The sequence below is a fragment of the Aliiglaciecola litoralis genome (assembly GCF_039523355.1).
GTDB classification, from domain to species: Bacteria; Pseudomonadota; Gammaproteobacteria; order Enterobacterales; family Alteromonadaceae; genus Aliiglaciecola; species Aliiglaciecola litoralis.
The window spans coordinates 448,307-466,933 of the sequence record NZ_BAAAFD010000002.1 but is presented as its reverse complement, the minus strand read 5'-3'; the positions used below and the strand labels follow the sequence as shown (position 1 = coordinate 466,933).

The following is an 18,627-nucleotide window of genomic DNA, read 5'->3' as shown; positions in this document are numbered from 1 at the left end:
TTTTTGACATGATGTTATTTTTAAATTACATTTATCCTATATAACTAGGAGAATGTGTCATGGAAATGTCTTATAAAGAAAAAGGCGCGTGGATCTCGCTGATCAGCACCTTATGTATTTTTGGTTATTACTTTTACAATATCGCGTTGTTGTTTGGCGCCCCCATTGAGTATGCCAAAGAACAAGCCAAAGACTTATTAGCTCAAGCCATTATTCTAAGTATCGTGGTAGAAGCAGCCTTTCATACCTTGCTCGCGGCAGCAAATTTCAAAGACGCAGATCGTGGCGGGGATGAGCGCGACAAGCTGTTCGAATACCGAGCCAATAATATCGCATATACGATTTTGGTCATTGGCGTTATAGCAACCTTGGGTCGGATCATTGGCATTGAGTACAATCCCGAATGGGGTGATCACCGTAGTTCTTTGCAGATCCCATTGCTTACAGCACATATTCTGATGTTTTCATTTATTTTGTCTGAGATAGTGCGCTTCGCAGGGCAAATATTTTATCACCGCAGGGGCTACTAATGGTGACGGCTTTTCGCATTGTTAATCGTGTCAAAGAAAAGCGTTTCTTTGCCGGCGAAATGACTCAGCAGCAGCTTGCAGATTGTGTGGGTGTTACCCGTCAGACCATCATGGCTATCGAAAAGGGTAAGTATTCTCCGTCCTTAGAAGTGGCGTTTAAAATAGCTGTGGTGTTTGGCTGTAAATTGGATGAAATCTTCACTTACGAGCTTGAGTAACAAAAGAGTACACTTTTAAGTACTCAGGGAAGTATAATAACGGCCTATTTTTTTAAACATGTTTTTACGTCACATATTTAGGGCAATCCAATGGTATTGCCCTATTTTATTGATAAGAAAAACATTGGAGCAATTTAATGAAGAAAAGCGATACCTGGTCAGTTGAAGACGCTGAAAAGTTATACGGCGTGACGCGTTGGGGCGGTGGCTATTTTGAAATTGGACCAAACGGAAATTTGCATGTGACGCCGGATGTGTCGAATGACAAAATGCGTATCGACTTCAACGATGTCATTGCTGAAATCAAAGAAGAAGGCATTCAGTTTCCAGTGGTATTGCGATTCCACGACATTTTGCGCTCGCAGGTTGCTCTGCTGAATGAAACCTTTATAAAAACCATTGAAGAAGCTAACTATCAAGGCAACTACCGTGGCGTCTATCCTGTTAAGGTGAATCAGATGCGTGAAGTGGTTGAGGAGATTGTTGATGCGGGTGAAAAGTACAACTATGGCCTAGAGGCTGGCTCAAAAGCGGAGCTACTTACAGTACTGGCGTACAACACTAACCACGATTCGTTGACTATCTTAAATGGCTACAAAGACGAAGAATTTATCCGCCTTTCGTTACTGGCTCGCAAGTTAGGTCGCAAAGTAGTGGTGGTTATTGAAAAGTTCTCCGAACTGTTGATGTTAATCAAATGGTCGAAGAAGTTAGATATTGAACCTATCATTGGCCTGCGTTCAAAAATGACCGTAAAAGGTCGCGGCAAGTGGGAAGGCTCGGCGGGCGATCGCGCCAAATTCGGATTAACGATAACCGAAATCATCAATGCCGCTCGTCTGCTAGAAGCCGAAGGTTTGGGCCACTGCTTCAAATTATTGCACTTTCATATTGGTAGTCAGTTAACCGATATCCGCGCAGTCAAAGATGCGATCAACGAAGGTGCGATGATCTATGCTGAACTTCATCATTTGGGCTTTAAGCTCGATTATGTTGATGTTGGCGGCGGCCTTGGTATTGACTACGACGGTAGCAAGTCGACCAATGATTCTTCGATGAATTACAATATCGAAGAATACGTGGCAGATGTGGTGTTTGGCATGAAAGAAGTGTGTGATTTGGAAAAAGTACCACACCCCACCTTGGTAAGTGAAAGTGGCAGAGCTATCACGGCTCACCATAGTTGCGTAGTAGCTGAAATCGTTGGTGAAATCCGCTCAAATAGCGCCACTATGGATACCAGTTATCTAGCGGACGAGCACATTCTGGTCACTAATATGCGCTTGCTGGTAACGGCAATTGATAACCAAGAAAACTTACAAGAAATATTCAATGACGCCTCACAGTACAAAGAGCAGGCAGCAGCGGCCTTTAAGCTTCGTGTTATTAGTCTTGAAGAGCTAGCCAAAATTGAAACTCTGTACTGGCAAATTATGGAAAGTCTGCAAGCTAAAATGCAGAGTCAGAAATTTGTTCCTGAAGATATGCAAGAATTGGACTTCAGTTTGTCTTCACAGTATTTGTGTAATTTCTCTGTGTTCCAGTCAGCTGCTGATACGTGGGCGATCGATCAGGTGTTACCCATAGTGCCGCTTACCCGTATGAACGAGCGACCTAACGTAAACTGTTCTTTGGTTGATATAACCTGTGACAGTGACGGTAAAATTGATCAGTTCGTGTTAGGCAAAGGTATTTCCAACGTGTTACCGATGCACAAGCTCAACAAAGGTGAAGAGTATCACTTAGGCATGTTCTTAACGGGGGCTTACCAAGATGTGATGGGAGACATGCACAACTTGTTTGGGCGACTCAACGAAGTGCACATTTTTAGTCACGATGATGATCCACTCGACTTTTACATCGAAGAAGTTGTTACGGGATCATCGGTAGATGATGTACTCACGATCATGCAATATCACCCTAAGGCAATGGCGCAATCTGTTAAAAAGTTAATTGATGGGCAGATTGCCAAAGGCACAATCAAACCCAGAGAAGGGGTGAAATGGACAGACTTCTACGAAGACTGTCTAAAGGGCTATACCTACTTAAAAACCTAATAAACCTGAACTCTGGTTAATAAGTCGCGAGTGATTCTTCTTTGTCACTCGCTTTTTATTGCTAACCGTTAATGTGTTGTGAGCTTAAACGTAGCTCGCCATTGCTCTATTGCCAAGCTCAGTTACCCGCCTGTTTTGCAACCTCTTGTTTTCTTTGTTGTTCAACTGAATTGAAGTAAGCCTGCCAAAATTGCGCAGTAAAACTATTTATCAGGTTAGACTCGGCATTCATCAACATCGCATACCCCACTTGTTGATCAGGTGCAAAGGCAACATCGGCGCGATAACCTTCTACCCATCCGCCATGATAATTAAGCTTGTGACCGTTGAAATCATAGACTCGCCAACCAATTCCATAGTGAGCATCATTTAGAAATTTGCGCCATTTCCGTCTACGCATTTCTCGTTTTGTTTTAACTAAAGGCGTTGTGACTGTGTTAATCAGGTTTGGCGACACTACCTGCGGATATTCTCCTAACATGGCTCTCACCCATATCGCCATGTCTTCGATGCTGGCGTTCACACCAGCGGCAGGTCCATAACGATAATAATCGTCTTGAACGCTGGCTTTGCGCCACTTTTTACGGGTGATCGCTATGTGCGGTTTTGCCCATTGAGGCGATGCTACTAATCCTTGCTTCCCGGTGCTGGCATGGGGCATCCCTAAGGGTTTAAACAGTTGTTGGTCGATCACGCTAGCGTAACTACTTTGCTGATTAGCGTAATAGTCTTCAAGAACGCCAAACAGGGCATTTTGATAGGTGTAACACTTTCCAGGATCACACAAAGGTTCGAGCTTGGCCAACTGTGCTAATACACGTTTAAGAGAATAATTAGCTTCGATCAGGTTGTCGTAAGCATTGGGAATAAAACCACTGCTTTGGCTCATCAAATGGCCGAGTGTAATGGGATTGGGTTGCAAACGATTAAAACCGTATTCTGGCACTATATCCAAAATAGGGGTTTCCCAAGTCAACTCAGACTGCTCGACTGCCTTTGCCATTAATACACCTGCAAAGGTTTTCGAAACAGACGCTAATCGAAACACCGTGTTTCGATCGATCTTAGCACCATACTTTTCAGTTTTTCCGTAGGTGATCAGTTTTGCGGGCTGCCCTTTTCGCACAAAAATGAACACATATCCAGGTAGATTGTGACTCTGTGCTTGGGATTGAACCTCTGCGGCAAAGTCGTACAGCCAACCTTCATCACTTGCAAATGCAAGGTTTCCACTGATTAGCATGGAACAACAAGCGAATAGCGCCAGCTTGATTTTTATAAAATTCGTCATGCTACAAGAATACTACATGTGCAATGACCTACGCAAAGTCATCCCATAAATGTAATTACACAATCACTTCCGATTTCAGCGCGTTTTTCGGCCGACTTGGGTGTACACTTGGCCAATTCAAAAATCAAAGGTCATTTTATGGTGTCCCAACAACAACTATACCAACAAGCTAGAAAAGCGCGCGACGCACGCTTTGACGGACAGTTTTTTGTTGCCGTAAAAAGCACCGGTATATTTTGTCGACCCATTTGTCCGGCCCCTTCCCCTAAAGAAGAAAATGTTGAGTATTTTAGCTTGGCGCCTTTAGCGATGCAGGCCGGATATCGACCTTGTTTGCGATGTCGACCTGACAGTGCGCCCGGATCTTTTGCATGGAAAGGCGTCGACACCACAGTTGAAAGGGCGATAAAGCTACTGCGCATTCATCCTGGTTTAAAGGTTTGCGAAATTTGTGAAAAGTTAGGCGTTAGTGATCGCTATCTGCGCGCGTTGTTTACCCGTAAATTAGGTATCGCACCTAAGCAATTTAGAATCTTCGAGCAGTTATTATTTGCCAAACAATTGTTGCACCAAAGCAAATTGTCAGTTGAAGATGTCGCTCAAGCAAGCGGCTTTTCAAGTGCTAGGCGACTGCAAGATAACTTGAAGACTGGCTTGCAACTTACTCCCACACAAATTCGTAAAAACGCAATGACTCGTTCTGAGCCGCTAATCGGTTCTTCAGCAGGGACACTTCATATTCAACTGTCTTTTCGGGCGCCTTATGATTGGCAACGTTTACGTGGGTTTTTAGCAATGCGAGCTATTGCAGGTATTGAAGAGGTGAGTGAAACCTTTTACGCCAGACACTTTTCCCTTGATAAGGTGTCAGGTTATTTCAAAGCTACCTTTAACCAAGCCAAACAGTGCTTTGATGTGCAATTACAAATCGCTGAACTCTCACACATTCAAGCTGTTGTGCAGCATATTCGACGAGTGCTGGATTTAGATGCGGATCCACACGTGATCCATCAAGGATTATTATCTACTGGCTTAGATAGCAAGGCACTTGTCAGTGGTTTGCGTATTCCTGGTATCTGGAGCACCTTCGAGGCAGGTTGCCGTGCAATTTTAGGGCAACAGATATCAGTTAAAGCCGCAATTAACTTAGTTACTGCCTTGGCACATCAATTGGGCGAAAAACACCAAGGTAAATTAATTTTTCCAACGGCAGAAGCGGTCGCCGGATCCGACTTGGCATTCTTAAAAATGCCATCGAAACGTCGTGATAGTCTACGTGCGTTCGGCGCATATTGTGCGCAACATCCAGATGTGTCAACGTTGGATGACTGGTTATCAATAAAAGGAATTGGCCCTTGGACAGTTGCTTATGCAAAAATGCGCGGTCAGTCAGATCCTGACATTTGGCTTGATACCGATTTGGTCATTAAGAAACAAATCCAACAGAACCAACTTAATCCAGCTGCAGCCCAGCCATGGCGAAGCTACCTTACATTTCAACTTTGGAGCATGGCGTGACCAATCCTGAACCTTTATTTCGTCAGTATCTTGATACTCCAATAGGCACTCTTGAGATCGCGGCAGATGATACCAGTGTGCGGTCTATCTATTTTGTCCAGAAGCGACAAGATTCGCCTTTGGGTAATGACATTACGCAGTTAGCGCTTGACCAATTAGCCGCGTATTTTAATGGACAACGCCAACAGTTTTCACTTCCGTTAGGCGCGCTGGGAACGGCATTCCAACAACAGGTATGGCTGCAGCTCAGTGATATACCTTATGGCAGTACTTGCAGCTATGCTGATATTGCAAGACAGTTAAACAATCCCAAAGCTGTGCGCGCCGTGGGAGCGGCAAATGGTAAGAATCCGATTTCTATTGTGGTGCCATGCCATCGGGTGATTGGCGCAAACGGAAAACTGACAGGATACGCCGGCGGATTGGATCGAAAGTCCTGGTTACTAAGACATGAACAGCAAGGTCAGCTATGAGAGCACAAGATATTTTAGAACTCATTTTGTTAGGTGCTATATGGGGGGCCTCTTTTTTATTCATGCGCGCTGCTACGCCTGAATTTGGCGCCATCGGGCTGGTTATAGTGCGAACCGGGGTTGCTGCATTATGCTTATTACCTTTGCTGTTATTGTCCCGTAAACTCAATGTGGTCAAATTACATTGGCGGCCAATTTTGTTTGTAGGTTTAGTCAATACCGCAATTCCATTTTGCTTATTTAGTTATAGCACAGTGTTATTAGGGGCAGGTTTAGCCTCGATTTTAAATGCAACTGCGCCCATTTTTGGCGCGTTAGTGGCGTTTTTCTGGCTCAAGGATCGACTTTCCTCGTTGGCCGTATTTGGCTTAGTGTTGGGATTTTCCGGTGTTGCCGTGATCAGCTTGGTTCGCTCTGGCGTTGATGTTTACGCATCATTAGTGCCCGTTGCAGCAGCACTGATGTCGACATGTGCTTATGGGATAGCCGCTTGCTACGTGAAACAGTATCTGTCTGGTGTCAATACGCTGGCTGTTGCTACCGGTAGTCAGGTTTTTGCGACCGTAATTTTAGCACCTTTCGCCTTTTGGTTTTGGCCGACCCACCCCCCGTCCATAGAAGCCTGGACCCAAGCAATTGTGCTCGGGGTTGCCTGTACTGGGTTTGCTTACATTTTATATTTCCGATTGATCGCTAATATTGGGGCGCCCAAAGCGATAACCGTAGCTTATATTGTGCCGGTATTCGGTGTGTTGTGGGGCGTGATTTTTCTGGGCGAAGTGATAACACCTTTGATGATATTAGGCGCTGCACTTATATTACTTGGCGTAAGCTTCACAACTGGGGTTATCAAGTTCAAACTTAAGGCCGCATAACGCGGATATTATTATGTGCTTAACATCATGATTATGCAGCCTTAGCCAACTGCATTTTCACCATATTACGACCGTCACGTTTTGCTTGATAAAGCGCATCATCGGCATAACCAAGTAAGTCAGTAAGGGCGCGTTCGGTATCGGTGTGAGATACCCCGAAACTGGCAGTAACTTGCAACGATATGGAGCCCGTTGAAGCGGTCATTTTTGCTAAGTTTTCACGTAGTTTTTGCGCCACTTCAAAGGCTTGATCTGCGGTGGTGTCAGGTAATAGCAATACAAATTCTTCACCGCCCCAACGACCGACCACATCACCATCGCGCAATTGATTTTGTAACAGCTTTGCGATTTGTCGAAGTACTTGATCGCCCGCGTTGTGACCATGGGTATCGTTTACGGTTTTAAAGTGGTCAATATCAATCAATATAAGACCCACAGACTGCTTTTTATCGAGCATCTCGGCATAACGCAGTTCCACTTTATTACGATTGGGCAGGCGCGTAAGCGGATCGGTTTGAAAGTTTTTCTGCATGTCTTTTTTGAAGTGATAAAGCAGGTGATAAATCAAAAAGAACAATGCAAAAATGATCACGAGCAAGGTAACTACGCTGACGATAAAGCTTCGACTTATTTCGGTTTGTCTGGCTTGCAAGGGAGTAAGTAAATACATAGTCCAGCCAAAGGGATCTACCTTCACTTCAGCAATCAACGCATCTTTACCATTAATGGACACCAAAGCATTGTTGAGTGACCCTTTGGCAATTCGTTCTGAACTTAATCCTTCATACCACTCGAGACTTTGTAACGTGGTGAAAACGGTTTTATTCACAATCAGCTCTGGATCTGAAGACAGGGCAATGTTGTCGTCTTGATCGACAAAAATAAAATCATAACCGTGCAGCGCTTTATACTGTGCGAATATGTCGACGAAACTGTCTAAACTTTTGCTTATGCCAAAAAATCCGACGAATTTTTTGTCGTCATACACTTTTAAATCAATATAGAAATTCGGGTCTTCCCATTGGCCAATATCAGCGATTGCGTCTTGCTGCCATTCTTTATAACGAAAATACCAATCTACCTTGCCTTCTACTAACGCCAACTTAGTACCATTTGAGTTGTACTGCATACGCGTTAAATCGCTAGCGATAAAAAACTCCATATCGAACTCTAGCTCGAGTCGCCGAAGCATCTCGAATACCGTTTTTTCGTCTACCTCTGGGTTTTTCATCAGGTCTTTAAGCTCTTTTGCCTCGGCCAAGGTTTGCGAGACATGAAGCGGTTTTAATAACTGATCAACGATTAGCGAGATAGCAGGTGAGATTGATTGTTGCTGGGCACGACTTTGTTCCGCCACTATTTTGGAAGCAGTGAAATGTACCAAAGTGACAATTGATACCACCACCACAGCGAAAAGTATCAAGAAACTTCTATATAGTGAGCGAAACGCGTTCAAAAGAAATCCAATTTCTACGTAATTATACCGACGCTCACATAATAACCGCTTGTCACTCACAGTTCCATGCAAATTCGACATTCACAGCAAAACAATAATAATTTAACCTCCCTAGACGCCCCACAATCAGCAAACAGAACACCACCTCTCACTTTTTTGTAGCTAATAACCGACATTCACAGTTAAGCATTAACATGGACAGGCATGTTTAAGCATTAACATGGACAGGCATGTTTAAGAATTAACATGGACAGGCATGTTTAGGATTAACATGGACAGGCATGCTTAAGGATTAACATGGACAGGCATGTTTAGGAATTAACATGGACAGGCATGTTTAGGAATTAACGTGGACAGGCATGTTTAAGAATTAACGTGGACAGGCATGTTTAGGGATTAACATGGACAGGCATGTTTAGGATTGGCATGTTTAAGAATTAACATGATTAACATGGACAGGCATGTTTAGAATTAACGTGGACAGGCATGTTTAGGAATTAACATGGACAGGCATGTTTAAGAATTAACGTGGACAGGCATGTTTAGGATTAACATGGACAGGCATGTTTTAAGTAAGTATGTGAATCTGTACTGAGATAAAACACTCTCTGGCACTAGACCTTTGTTAAGGCATGAGTAGAATAACGTCAGATTAAATTATTAAGGAACTTATATGACATTTTCTGTGGTTATTTTGGCCGCTGGTAAAGGGACGCGCATGAAGTCGCAATTGCCCAAAGTACTTCACCCAATTGCCGAGAAACCGATGGTTCAACACATAATCGACACAGTGAAGACCCTAGGTGCGGAAAATATTCATCTAATTTATGGTCATGGCGGAGAACAGTTAAAACAAACGCTAGCCCATAACGATCTAAATTGGTGTTTGCAGGCTGAGCAGTTAGGTACGGGTCACGCAGTGCAGCAAGCGGCTCCACATATTCAAGATGATGAGGATGTACTGATTCTGGTTGGTGATGCGCCGCTGATCAAAGCCTCAACTCTTCAGCAGCTTATTGATGTAAAGAAACAGTCAGATTTGGCATTGTTGACGGTAAAGCTTGACGATCCCACCGGAATGGGCAGGATCATTCGAGAGGGTGAGAACGTAAAAGCCATAGTGGAACACAAGGACGCAAGTCTAGTTCAGCGAGAAATCAAAGAAATTAATACCGGCATGATGATCATGGGCGGTGCAGATCTGAAGCGTTGGTTGTCTGCGCTTAAAAGTGACAACGCACAAGGCGAATTCTACCTTACCGATGTGATCGAAATGGCTGCTAACGAAGGTAAAATAATTAAGGCCTCGCACCCAAGTAGCGCGGTAGAGGTAGAAGGGATCAACAACCGCAAGCAACTGGCAATGATCGAACGTGCCTATCAAATTGAAAAAGCCCAACAGTTATTAATGGAAGGCTTGTACATCATAGATCCCAATCGATTTGACTTGCGCGGCAGCATTGAGTTTGGTGAAGACTGTAGCATCGATGTAAATGTGATTGTCAAAGGCCGTGTTGTGCTGGGCAACAACGTACAGATTGGTCCAAATTGTATATTAATAGACTGCGAGATAGGTGACGGTAGCGTGATTGAAGCCAATTCAGTCATTGAACAAGCCATTATTCATCAACACTGTACTGTGGGTCCATTCGGCAGATTACGCCCAGGAGCAGTAATGCATGACAAATCTAAAGTTGGTAATTTCGTTGAAATGAAAAAAACCATTTTAGGTAAGGGCTCCAAAGCAAACCACCTGTCATATTTAGGTGACACTGAGGTAGGAGTAGGAGCGAATATTGGCGCTGGTACCATTACTTGCAATTATGATGGTGTAAATAAATCTAGAACTATCATTGGCGATGGCGCATTTATTGGTTCAAACAGTTCGCTCGTTGCCCCAGTGAAAGTTGGGGTTAATGCAACCGTCGGTGCCGGTTCAGTGCTCACCAAAGATCTCGACGATGAGCATCTAGGCATCGCTCGCAGTAAACAGCGTAATATTCAAGGGTGGGAACGGCCAGTCAAAAAATAGTGTTTCATCGCATCAGCAAAGCCAGCCATTCGTGCTGGCTTTTTCATTACCGCTAAACAAGCAATATTTACAATGGATTGTAAATTAGTTGTGAACTCAAAACCTTTTAAATTCTAACTTATTGAAAGTATTGATTTATTTTGTGGCACACAATATGAATATTGTAAAGCTCGAGCTATTTCATCGAGGCGATGTCAACTTTATTTAGATAACTGCTGCCTTGAACCAAGCGGAGCATATTATGAAAGAGCGCAACCAAGAAATCCTAAAAATGACCGGTCTATTTTTAGTAATTGCATTAGCCGTTATTTTTTTGTGGAAAGTGGCAATTAAAAAAGAACAAATAATAGAGGCAGTTGAATATATCCAATCTTTTGGCGGTTGGAGTATCGCAATTTACGCACTTTTATACATCACATTAGTTAGTCTGTCTTTTCCCAGTTCTGTTTTTAATATAGGCGCAGGTATATTGTTCTCGTTTACTCAAGCAGCGATCTTAGCCTCTTTGTGTGGATTGACAGCAGCTTCAGTGACCTTTGTAATATCTCGATATTTCTTTCGTGATTTTTTCTGCACCAAAATGGAAGCCTCAGAAAAAGGCAAAAAAGTGCTCAAATTGGTCGAGTCAGAGTCCGGCAAAGTGATTGTTTTGCTGCGCCTTAATACATTTTTGCCTGCTGTGGTAAAAAACTATGGGTTAGGAGCAAGTGATGTTGCCTATACGCCATATGCTCTTTACACCCTTATTGGGCAGCTACCACTAACGTTAATGTACGTTTACATTGGTTGGATAGGTGGAAGAAGCATACTAGCCGAGGAGAGCGGCCCTGATACAGCGCATTGGGTAATGTTGGGCTTAGGACTAACCATCACTATCATTACCTTAGCTGTGTCGCACTATTACTTTAGAAATAAAATGCAAAGGTTATAAAAACGAATTAAGCGAGGTGTTTATGATCTCTTTTATTGCAAAAGATACCAGGCAACTTTTCCTTTTCTTGGTAATTTGCATGATCATTTTTGGTTTTGTTCAGCTATCCAGTGTCGTCATTGCCGGTAGCAGCGCCCATATTGACGAAAAAATTTTACTGATGCTCAGAAACGAATACGATGTCAGTGATCCAATTGGACCTATGTGGGTCGAAGAAATGATGCGAGATATTACCGCCTTTGGTGGTGTCGGCATTTTAGTTGCAATTTCACTGATGGTCTTTTCCTACTTACTGCTCAGCGGGAATCACACGCTGGCGTGGAGCTTCTTTGTCGCCATCACGACTGGGATAACGGTCAGTTTCGCGCTCAAATATGGATTCACGCGGCCGCGTCCCGATCTCGTACCTCACGGGAGCTATGTATACACAAGTAGTTTCCCAAGTGGCCATGCGATGATGTCATCGCTTATCTATTTCACCATCGCGGGTATGCTGGCGAAAGTAGGGTTTGAACGACGGATTAAGTCTTATTTCTTTTTTGTCGCTGTGATTTTAACCGTTGCTGTAGGTGTTAGCCGAGTATATCTTGGCGTGCATTGGCCTACTGATGTACTAGCTGGTTGGATGACCGGCACTGGCTGGGCAATGCTTTCATTGTTTATAGTACGTTATTGTCGAGCAAAAAATTGGTTACAGATATAGATGATATGCCGCGAGTAATAAGCTCTTTATCGTTTGAATTGACACTAACCTTTCGATTCGAAATGCATTACCAGTAAACCAAGTTTCCTGCACATTATACTTAATTATCGAATAATATACTTGCAAAACGAAATATAATAACTATTATTGCTTTCGATTTGAAATATAACCCTTTCGATAGTGCAGGTTTTAGTGCAGAAACGAAATACTCAACAACGTCGTCGATCCATCATAGAGCGCTTGAATGAGCGCGGCGAAGTGGCTGTTGATGAACTATCAAAACTATTTTCTACTTCCGAAGTCACGATTCGAAAGGATTTGGCGGAGCTTGAAAATAATGGGTTGCTGCTGCGGCGCTTTGGCGGAGCGGTGCTTTTACCCGCTGAATCTTCAGAATTATCCAACGAAAAACTATCGAATCGAAAGAAAGCAATTGCCGCAGTCGCAGCAACACTTATCCAAGACCATAATCGAATTATTATCGATGGCGGTAGCACTACTTCAGCCCTGTTGCCTCACTTGCCCAGCAAAATGGGATTGGTAGTGATGACCAACTCACTGCAGGTCGCCAATACATTGCTAGAGGGCGAGAATGAACCGCAAGTGCTAATGACCGGTGGCACTTGGGATCAGCAGTCTCATTCTTTTCAAGGGCAAATGGCTGAACAGATGCTCAGAGCCTATAATTTTGATCAAGCATTTTTAGGAGCCGCAGGGCTGGATATTCATCGTGGCTCGACCACATTTAATGAATTAACCTCATTAAGTCGCACTATGGCTGAGGTTGCTCAGCAAGTCGTCGTGATGGCTGAGTCTGAGAAATTACAACGAAAAATTCCCAATGTAGAATTGCCTTGGTCGCAAATTTCTATCTTGGTTACTGACGATGGCATCGATGCGGATGCCAAACAGTCCATTGAACAACATGGCGTAACCGTACTTTGCGCCCAAATATCAGAAACACATTAGGAGATTAATATGTGTGGGATCGTAGGCGCAATTGCCGAACGTAACGTGGTTGAAATTCTACTTGAGGGATTAAGACGGCTGGAATACCGTGGATATGATTCCGCTGGTGTTGCATTGCTTGACGGACATGGAAATCTTACGCGTGAGCGACAAGTAGGCAAGGTGCAAGCCTTAAGTGATGCCATAGCTGCTAACCCAGTGAAAGGTTCAACCGGCATCGCCCACACCCGTTGGGCCACTCATGGTGGTGTTAACCAGAAAAATGCCCATCCACATTTCTCAGACGAGCGCATTGCGGTAGTGCACAATGGCATTATCGAAAATTACGAAAGTCTCAGAGCAGAATTGCAAAGCAAAGGTTATACCTTTGGTTCAGACACCGACACCGAGACTATCGCTCACACCGTGCACGAAGAAATCAAAAAAGGTAAAGATCTGTTAGCTGCAGTTCAAGACTCAGTAAAACAGTTTCATGGTGCGTACGGTACCGTGATCATGGATAAAATGGATTCCGAGCGAGTGGTTGTTGCTCGCTCAGGCAGTCCTTTGGTGATTGGGTTAGGGATTGGGGAAAACTTCATTGCCTCAGATCAAATGGCACTGCTCCCCGTTACTCGACGCTTTATGTTTTTAGAAGAAGGCGATGTAGCGGAAATTACCCGAACCTCTGTGACTGTTTACAACACCAATGGCGAAAAAGTTGAACGTGAAGTGTTTGATTCAGAAATAGAACATGACGCGGGTGACAAAGCCGGCTACCGCCACTACATGTTAAAAGAGATCCACGAACAACCAACGGTGGTGCGTAATACCCTGCAAGATAGACTGGGTGAAAGCGACATTGTTGAAGGTATATTTGGTGCAGGCTCCGAAGCTATTCTGAAAGATATTAAGCATGTGCAAATTATCGCGTGTGGCACCAGTTACCATTCAGGTATGACAGCCCGTTATTGGTTAGAGCAATATGCAAATGTGTCTTGTAATGTCGAGATAGCCTCCGAATTTCGCTATCGCAAATCTGTGGTTCACCCCAACAGTTTATTGGTAACGATTTCTCAATCAGGCGAAACCGCCGACACACTTGCGGCGCTGAGATTAGCTAAGCAAGCTGGCTATATGTCGAGCCTAACGATTTGCAACGTGCCGGGTTCTTCTTTGGTGCGTGAATCCGATATGGCCTTCATGACACTTGCCGGTGCTGAAATTGGTGTCGCTTCTACTAAAGCGTTTACGACGCAATTGACCGGCTTTTTGATGCTAACTCTGGCACTTGGAAAATATAATGGTATCTCTGCGGAAGATAAAAAATCCATCATCGATGGGCTGCATAGTCTGCCAAGTAAATTGGAAGAAACATTAGCGTTAACAGCAGGCATCGAAGACTTAGCCGAGGAATTTGCCGATAAACATCATTCGCTGTTCTTAGGGCGAGGCGATCAATATCCTATCGCGATGGAAGGCGCGCTTAAGCTGAAAGAAATTTCCTACATTCACGCCGAAGCCTATGCCTCAGGCGAGCTAAAACACGGTCCCTTGGCACTAATCGACGATGAGATGCCAGTGATTGTGGTGGCACCGAACAACGAGCTACTGGAAAAGCTCAAATCGAATGTTGAAGAAGTGCGCGCGCGCGGCGGAATTATGTATGTGTTTGCCGATAAAAACGCCCACTTCCAAAGCGACGAAACCATGCGCGTGATCAACGTACCTCACTGCGAATCGCCGATAGCACCGATAGTTTATACTATTCCGCTGCAGCTGCTTTCATACTACGTTGCGGTGATTAAAGGCACTGACGTGGATCAGCCAAGAAATTTAGCGAAGTCGGTCACGGTTGAGTAAGAGGGCCGGTTGTTTACAACTATTGTAGATTGTGAATAAAGTTGGAAAGTGATAATGATAAGCAGTCTAAAGATAAGGCTGCTTATTACCCTTAAACGAAAGATTTGAAGTTTGCTTTAGAATAAATTGCGTATTTGAGGCAAATATCTTTCGGCAATATCAAGTTGTTCATTAAGTATGGATTTAAAAAAACTTCTCAATGTCACTTGCGATCATTGGTTTAGCAAAGAAATAACCCTGTGAAACATCAGCGTCGTATTCTATGCATTTATTCAGATGCTCTTGTGTTTCCACTCCTTCAACTACAATCTTTAATTCCATCGACTTGCCGAGATTGATTAATCCCCGTAACAGGCGACAACTTACTTCGCTAGTTGGCACATCTTCTAAAAATGATCGATCAACTTTAAGCGTTTGCACATTTAATCGTTTTAAATAACTCAAGGAGGAGTATCCCGTTCCAAAGTCATCAATAGCGACAGCAATACCTAAGTCATTTAATCTATTTATAACTGACAATGCAATTGTGAAATCTTGTACTAGTTCGCTTTCGACTATTTCTAATTCAATATTACTCGGGTCTAAACTGAATTCTTCCAAGGTCGTTTGAATAGTGGGTAAAAAACCCTCATCTTTAAATTGCCGCGCTGAGATATTGATCGCCATTTTAATGTTATCAAAACTCGGTAATTGGCTTTTCCATTGCGCATACTGCTTACTCGCTGCACTAATCACTAGCTTGTCAATCTCTACAATTAACCCTGTTTCTTCGGCAATATCTAAAAAATCAGCCGGGTTGAGTAACCCTTTGCTGGGATGTTGCCAACGAACTAGTGCTTCAATGCCAATAATGGATTTACCATGCGAATCAAATTGTGGCTGATAAAAAACCACAAACTCTTCTCTCTTTATCGCTGTTCTTAAGTCGGAATGCACGCTCATTCGTCGTATGGCAATCGACTGCAAAGACTCACTAAAATAGTGAAACCTGTTGCGACCCTCCGCTTTCGCTTTATACATCGCCAAATCCGCTTGTTTTAGCGCTTCGTGTAAATTTACAGTTTCTTCTGGGAGATCGGCAATGCCAATACTGCATTCAATCGTAATATCGATACTGCCGATTGGAATGGGGGGCTTAAGTCGTTTGAAGATCCTATCAGCGACGGAAGAGGAGTAATCTGCATCTTTACACGCTATAGCAATCGCAAATTCATCACCGCCAAGACGACAGATAAGATCATTCTCTCGGCAAACATGTTGCAAACGCTGGGCAACCGTTTTCAATATATGATCGCCAGCGTCATGACCAAAGGTGTCATTGATCCATTTGAAATTGTCGAGATCAAGTAGCATTAAGCTTCGGCTGTCGACTGTGCGTCTACCAAAGCCATTTTTATCGGCAACTCGGGTTTCAAAAGCGTAACGATTTAGTAATCCAGTTAATTGGTCATGCTCAGCAAGCTGTTGCATTTTTTGACGGTTAACTTCTAACTCGTGTTCATTTTTGTGGCGTAATTTCGCGTGAGTAATCGCCTTGATTAAGTGGTTTGAAGTTAAATGCTTTTTTTGTAAAAAATCCTGAGCGCCGTGTTCAAGACATCGTTTGGCCAAAACTTCATTTTCTTCTCCTGATAGAAATAGCACGGCGGCATTACCAAGTGAATCAGTGTTAATTTCTATCAAAATGTCTAAACCGTTTATATCGGGTAAATTATAATCAAGTAAAATCAAGTCGAATTGATTTGCCTTGATCATTTCTACCGCATTTTTGCCGGTATCAGATTCAACAATGTTGATATCATTCAGAGATTTTTTGAGCAGACGTTTGGTTGCCATACGATCAAGTTGATCATCATCGACCAAGAGTACCTTCATGGATTGCGGACCCTCTTATTTGGGGGTAACTCACTGATATTCCAGTAAGACGTTAACATTTCAATTAGCCTGTCAAAACTTGTTTTTAGATTGGTTTTTACGATGTAGCCGGCAATATTGCGCTCGTAGGCAGCTAATAAATCGACCTCTGAGTGAGACGTGGTTAAGACAAAAACCACAGTCTCTTTCAACTGTTCGTCGTTTCTAAGCTCATTCAAAAATTCAATACCATTCATTCTAGGCATATTTAAATCGAGTAAAACAATTAATGGCTTGGGCACAGCGTTACTTCGCAATAATTTTAAGCCTTCCAAACCATTGGTTACTCGCGTCACAGGGTTTGATATCTGGTGCTTTTTAAATGCTCTCATCAAGCCCTTAGCATCAATGTCGTCGTCTTCCATGAGTAGAATGTTAACTAGCTTATCGTCCACTTCTTTCATATATCTATTCTCGCAGTTGCGCCAATGTTTGTTTTAGCTTTGTTTCTTTGGGCCATGTGAATATCACACTGAGGCCTGAATCTGAATTGGCAGCGAAATTAAGCGTTCCAGTAAAGTTGGTGATGATTTTGTCGATGATGGCAAGGCCCATTCCACTTCCCTCAACTTCATCTTTGGGTTTTAAGGTACTAAAAAGTTGCGTGATTTTGCTAAAATCGTTAGGGTTTACGCCTGGTCCGTCATCTTGAATCGTGAACTCATAATAGTCTTCGAGTTCGTTATATTTTACCCAGATATTTCCATTGCTGTCATGATGATGCTTTATGGCATTATCTAGCAGGTTTCGGAGCACTTGAGCAAAGGGTGCGGCCATGGTCTTAAAAGCGGGTAGTCCGGGCTGCAAATGCAATTGGATTCCTTTATCACTGTTGAGCATGTCAAAGAGCTCTGAACATAAGTTACTGCAATCGATAAGTGTTATCTCATTTTGATGCATTCCAATTTTAGAATACTCTAGTAAATCCTCAAGTAGTGTTTCCATTCTTATTATTCGTGAGTTCATCAGATCAAAGTGGCTTTTGGTCTCTTCAGATAAGACCACCTTCTCATTTTCGAGATCTTCTTTAATCCAGCCTGCAAGTTGACGAATGCCTCTTAGAGGAGACTTAAGGTCGTGAGAAGATGCATTTGCGAAAGCTTGGAGCTCATCATTACTGTCTAGTAATCGCTGAGATTCAGCGGTAAGTTTGGCCTCAGCCAATTTTCGCCTTTCAACCTCAATTCTTAATTTTTCTACAGTCGGTAATTCCTTGAGAGTTGGTACCAGTTTCCAAAGCATAATGGCGGTTGCTACCGAGACGAGTGCCGTAACGCCTTTAACGCTTCCGCTAAACCAATATGCTCCGTTCCAAACTGTCCAAATAGAAATCGCATGTGTGAAACCGCACAACAAGACAAAGGCACCAAATAACGCCATGACCTTGGAAAAAATCAGGTCTTTTCTGATTCTTAAAATATAAACTAGAGTAATAGGGATACTGGTATAGGCTAAAAAGATTAGTGCGTCTGACACGACATGAAGCCATAGTAAATCGGGTTGCCACAAATAACACATGCCATGTGGCATAAATTCATCACTAAACAGTATATCGGTTATATTCAATTTAATTCTCTTTCTAACTGATAAGATAGCATTCGCTATTGGTTACATTAAATGAAGACTCTAGCTGCGGTGCATCTTCGATACATTAGGGAGCGTCTGTTGGCACTAACAATCTCCCAAACACCGCTAAATTGAGCTAGGCAACACCCTTTAAATCGCGATTCATTTCACCATAAAAAAGTATCAGTAGCGCGAATTCTGTTTTTAACATTAGACGCGTTTTAACGAAAAAGACAATAATGTCATTGATGG

At 43.1% G+C, this 18,627-nt stretch carries 16 protein-coding genes; 11 read left to right on the top strand and 5 right to left on the bottom strand.

All coding sequences use genetic code 11. The features are described 5' to 3' along the window. The first annotated feature begins 59 nt into the window (after nt 1–59). The 3 genes from ABD036_RS05785 to speA all read left to right on the top strand — a co-directional run bounded on the left by ABD036_RS05785 (nt 60) and on the right by speA (nt 2,805). Complete coding sequence (locus ABD036_RS05785) at nt 60–530, top strand: hypothetical protein (RefSeq protein WP_343857440.1); 471 nt, start codon at nt 60–62, stop codon at nt 528–530. Beyond that, nucleotides 530–748: a helix-turn-helix transcriptional regulator gene (locus ABD036_RS05780; protein WP_343857438.1), complete on the top strand. Its 219-nt coding sequence runs from the start codon at nt 530–532 to the stop codon at nt 746–748. The genes ABD036_RS05785 and ABD036_RS05780 overlap by 1 nt, the downstream gene beginning before the upstream one ends. Nucleotides 749–885: 137 nt before the next feature. Beyond that, nucleotides 886–2,805 (top strand): biosynthetic arginine decarboxylase, encoded by a 1,920-nt coding sequence (gene speA / locus ABD036_RS05775; RefSeq protein ID WP_343857436.1) that lies wholly within the window; start codon nt 886–888, stop codon nt 2,803–2,805. Nucleotides 2,806–2,923: 118 nt separating this feature from the next. Here speA and ABD036_RS05770 read toward each other — a convergent pair whose 3' ends face one another. Next, on the bottom strand, nt 2,924–4,096 hold the full coding sequence (locus tag ABD036_RS05770; RefSeq protein ID WP_343857434.1) for a serine hydrolase domain-containing protein: 1,173 nt from the start codon (nt 4,094–4,096) through the stop codon (nt 2,924–2,926). Between the two features lie 138 nt (nt 4,097–4,234). Between ABD036_RS05770 and ABD036_RS05765 the strand changes: the two genes are divergently transcribed. The 3 genes from ABD036_RS05765 to ABD036_RS05755 are packed head-to-tail and all read left to right on the top strand — an operon-like array spanning nt 4,235 to nt 6,962. Continuing rightward, nucleotides 4,235–5,614, top strand: a complete 1,380-nt coding sequence (locus ABD036_RS05765; protein ID WP_343858008.1) for a DNA-3-methyladenine glycosylase 2 family protein — start codon at nt 4,235–4,237, stop codon at nt 5,612–5,614. After that, entirely contained in the window at nt 5,611–6,087 is a 477-nt protein-coding gene (locus ABD036_RS05760) for a methylated-DNA--[protein]-cysteine S-methyltransferase (protein WP_425542546.1), read from the top strand. Before ABD036_RS05765 ends, ABD036_RS05760 begins: the two co-directional genes overlap by 4 nt. Further along, the gene (locus ABD036_RS05755; protein ID WP_343857430.1) at nt 6,084–6,962 is read left to right on the top strand and encodes a DMT family transporter; all 879 of its coding nucleotides are present in this window, start codon (nt 6,084–6,086) and stop codon (nt 6,960–6,962) included. The genes ABD036_RS05760 and ABD036_RS05755 overlap by 4 nt, the downstream gene beginning before the upstream one ends. Nucleotides 6,963–6,993: 31 nt before the next feature. Here ABD036_RS05755 and ABD036_RS05750 read toward each other — a convergent pair whose 3' ends face one another. Further along, complete coding sequence (locus tag ABD036_RS05750; RefSeq protein WP_343857428.1) at nt 6,994–8,418, bottom strand: sensor domain-containing diguanylate cyclase; 1,425 nt, start codon at nt 8,416–8,418, stop codon at nt 6,994–6,996. Between the two features lie 673 nt (nt 8,419–9,091). Between ABD036_RS05750 and glmU the strand changes: the two genes are divergently transcribed. From glmU to glmS, 5 genes are all read left to right on the top strand, one after another. Continuing rightward, complete coding sequence (gene glmU / locus ABD036_RS05745) at nt 9,092–10,450, top strand: bifunctional UDP-N-acetylglucosamine diphosphorylase/glucosamine-1-phosphate N-acetyltransferase GlmU (RefSeq protein WP_343857426.1); 1,359 nt, start codon at nt 9,092–9,094, stop codon at nt 10,448–10,450. Between the two features lie 241 nt (nt 10,451–10,691). Beyond that, a complete protein-coding gene (locus ABD036_RS05740) occupies nt 10,692–11,381 on the top strand; it encodes a TVP38/TMEM64 family protein (RefSeq protein WP_343857424.1) in 690 nt (229 codons plus the stop codon). 79 nt (nt 11,382–11,460) lie between these two features. After that, complete coding sequence (locus tag ABD036_RS05735; RefSeq protein WP_343857422.1) at nt 11,461–12,084, top strand: phosphatase PAP2 family protein; 624 nt, start codon at nt 11,461–11,463, stop codon at nt 12,082–12,084. 192 nt (nt 12,085–12,276) lie between these two features. Next, complete coding sequence (locus ABD036_RS05730) at nt 12,277–13,053, top strand: DeoR/GlpR family DNA-binding transcription regulator (protein WP_343857420.1); 777 nt, start codon at nt 12,277–12,279, stop codon at nt 13,051–13,053. Nucleotides 13,054–13,062: 9 nt separating this feature from the next. Beyond that, nucleotides 13,063–14,895, top strand: a complete 1,833-nt coding sequence (gene glmS, locus ABD036_RS05725) for a glutamine--fructose-6-phosphate transaminase (isomerizing) (protein ID WP_343857418.1) — start codon at nt 13,063–13,065, stop codon at nt 14,893–14,895. Nucleotides 14,896–15,078: 183 nt separating this feature from the next. Here glmS and ABD036_RS05720 read toward each other — a convergent pair whose 3' ends face one another. The 3 genes from ABD036_RS05720 to ABD036_RS05710 are packed head-to-tail and all read right to left on the bottom strand — an operon-like array spanning nt 15,079 to nt 18,375. Continuing rightward, nucleotides 15,079–16,770 carry a two-component system response regulator gene (locus ABD036_RS05720; RefSeq protein WP_343857416.1) on the bottom strand — a complete coding sequence of 564 codons (1,692 nt, stop codon included), beginning with the start codon at nt 16,768–16,770 and terminating at the stop codon, nt 15,079–15,081. Beyond that, entirely contained in the window at nt 16,767–17,213 is a 447-nt protein-coding gene (locus tag ABD036_RS05715) for a response regulator (RefSeq protein WP_343857414.1), read from the bottom strand. Before ABD036_RS05715 ends, ABD036_RS05720 begins: the two co-directional genes overlap by 4 nt. A gap of 4 nt (nt 17,214–17,217) precedes the next feature. Next, complete coding sequence (locus ABD036_RS05710; protein WP_343857411.1) at nt 17,218–18,375, bottom strand: sensor histidine kinase; 1,158 nt, start codon at nt 18,373–18,375, stop codon at nt 17,218–17,220. Between the last annotated feature and the right edge of the window lie 252 nt (nt 18,376–18,627).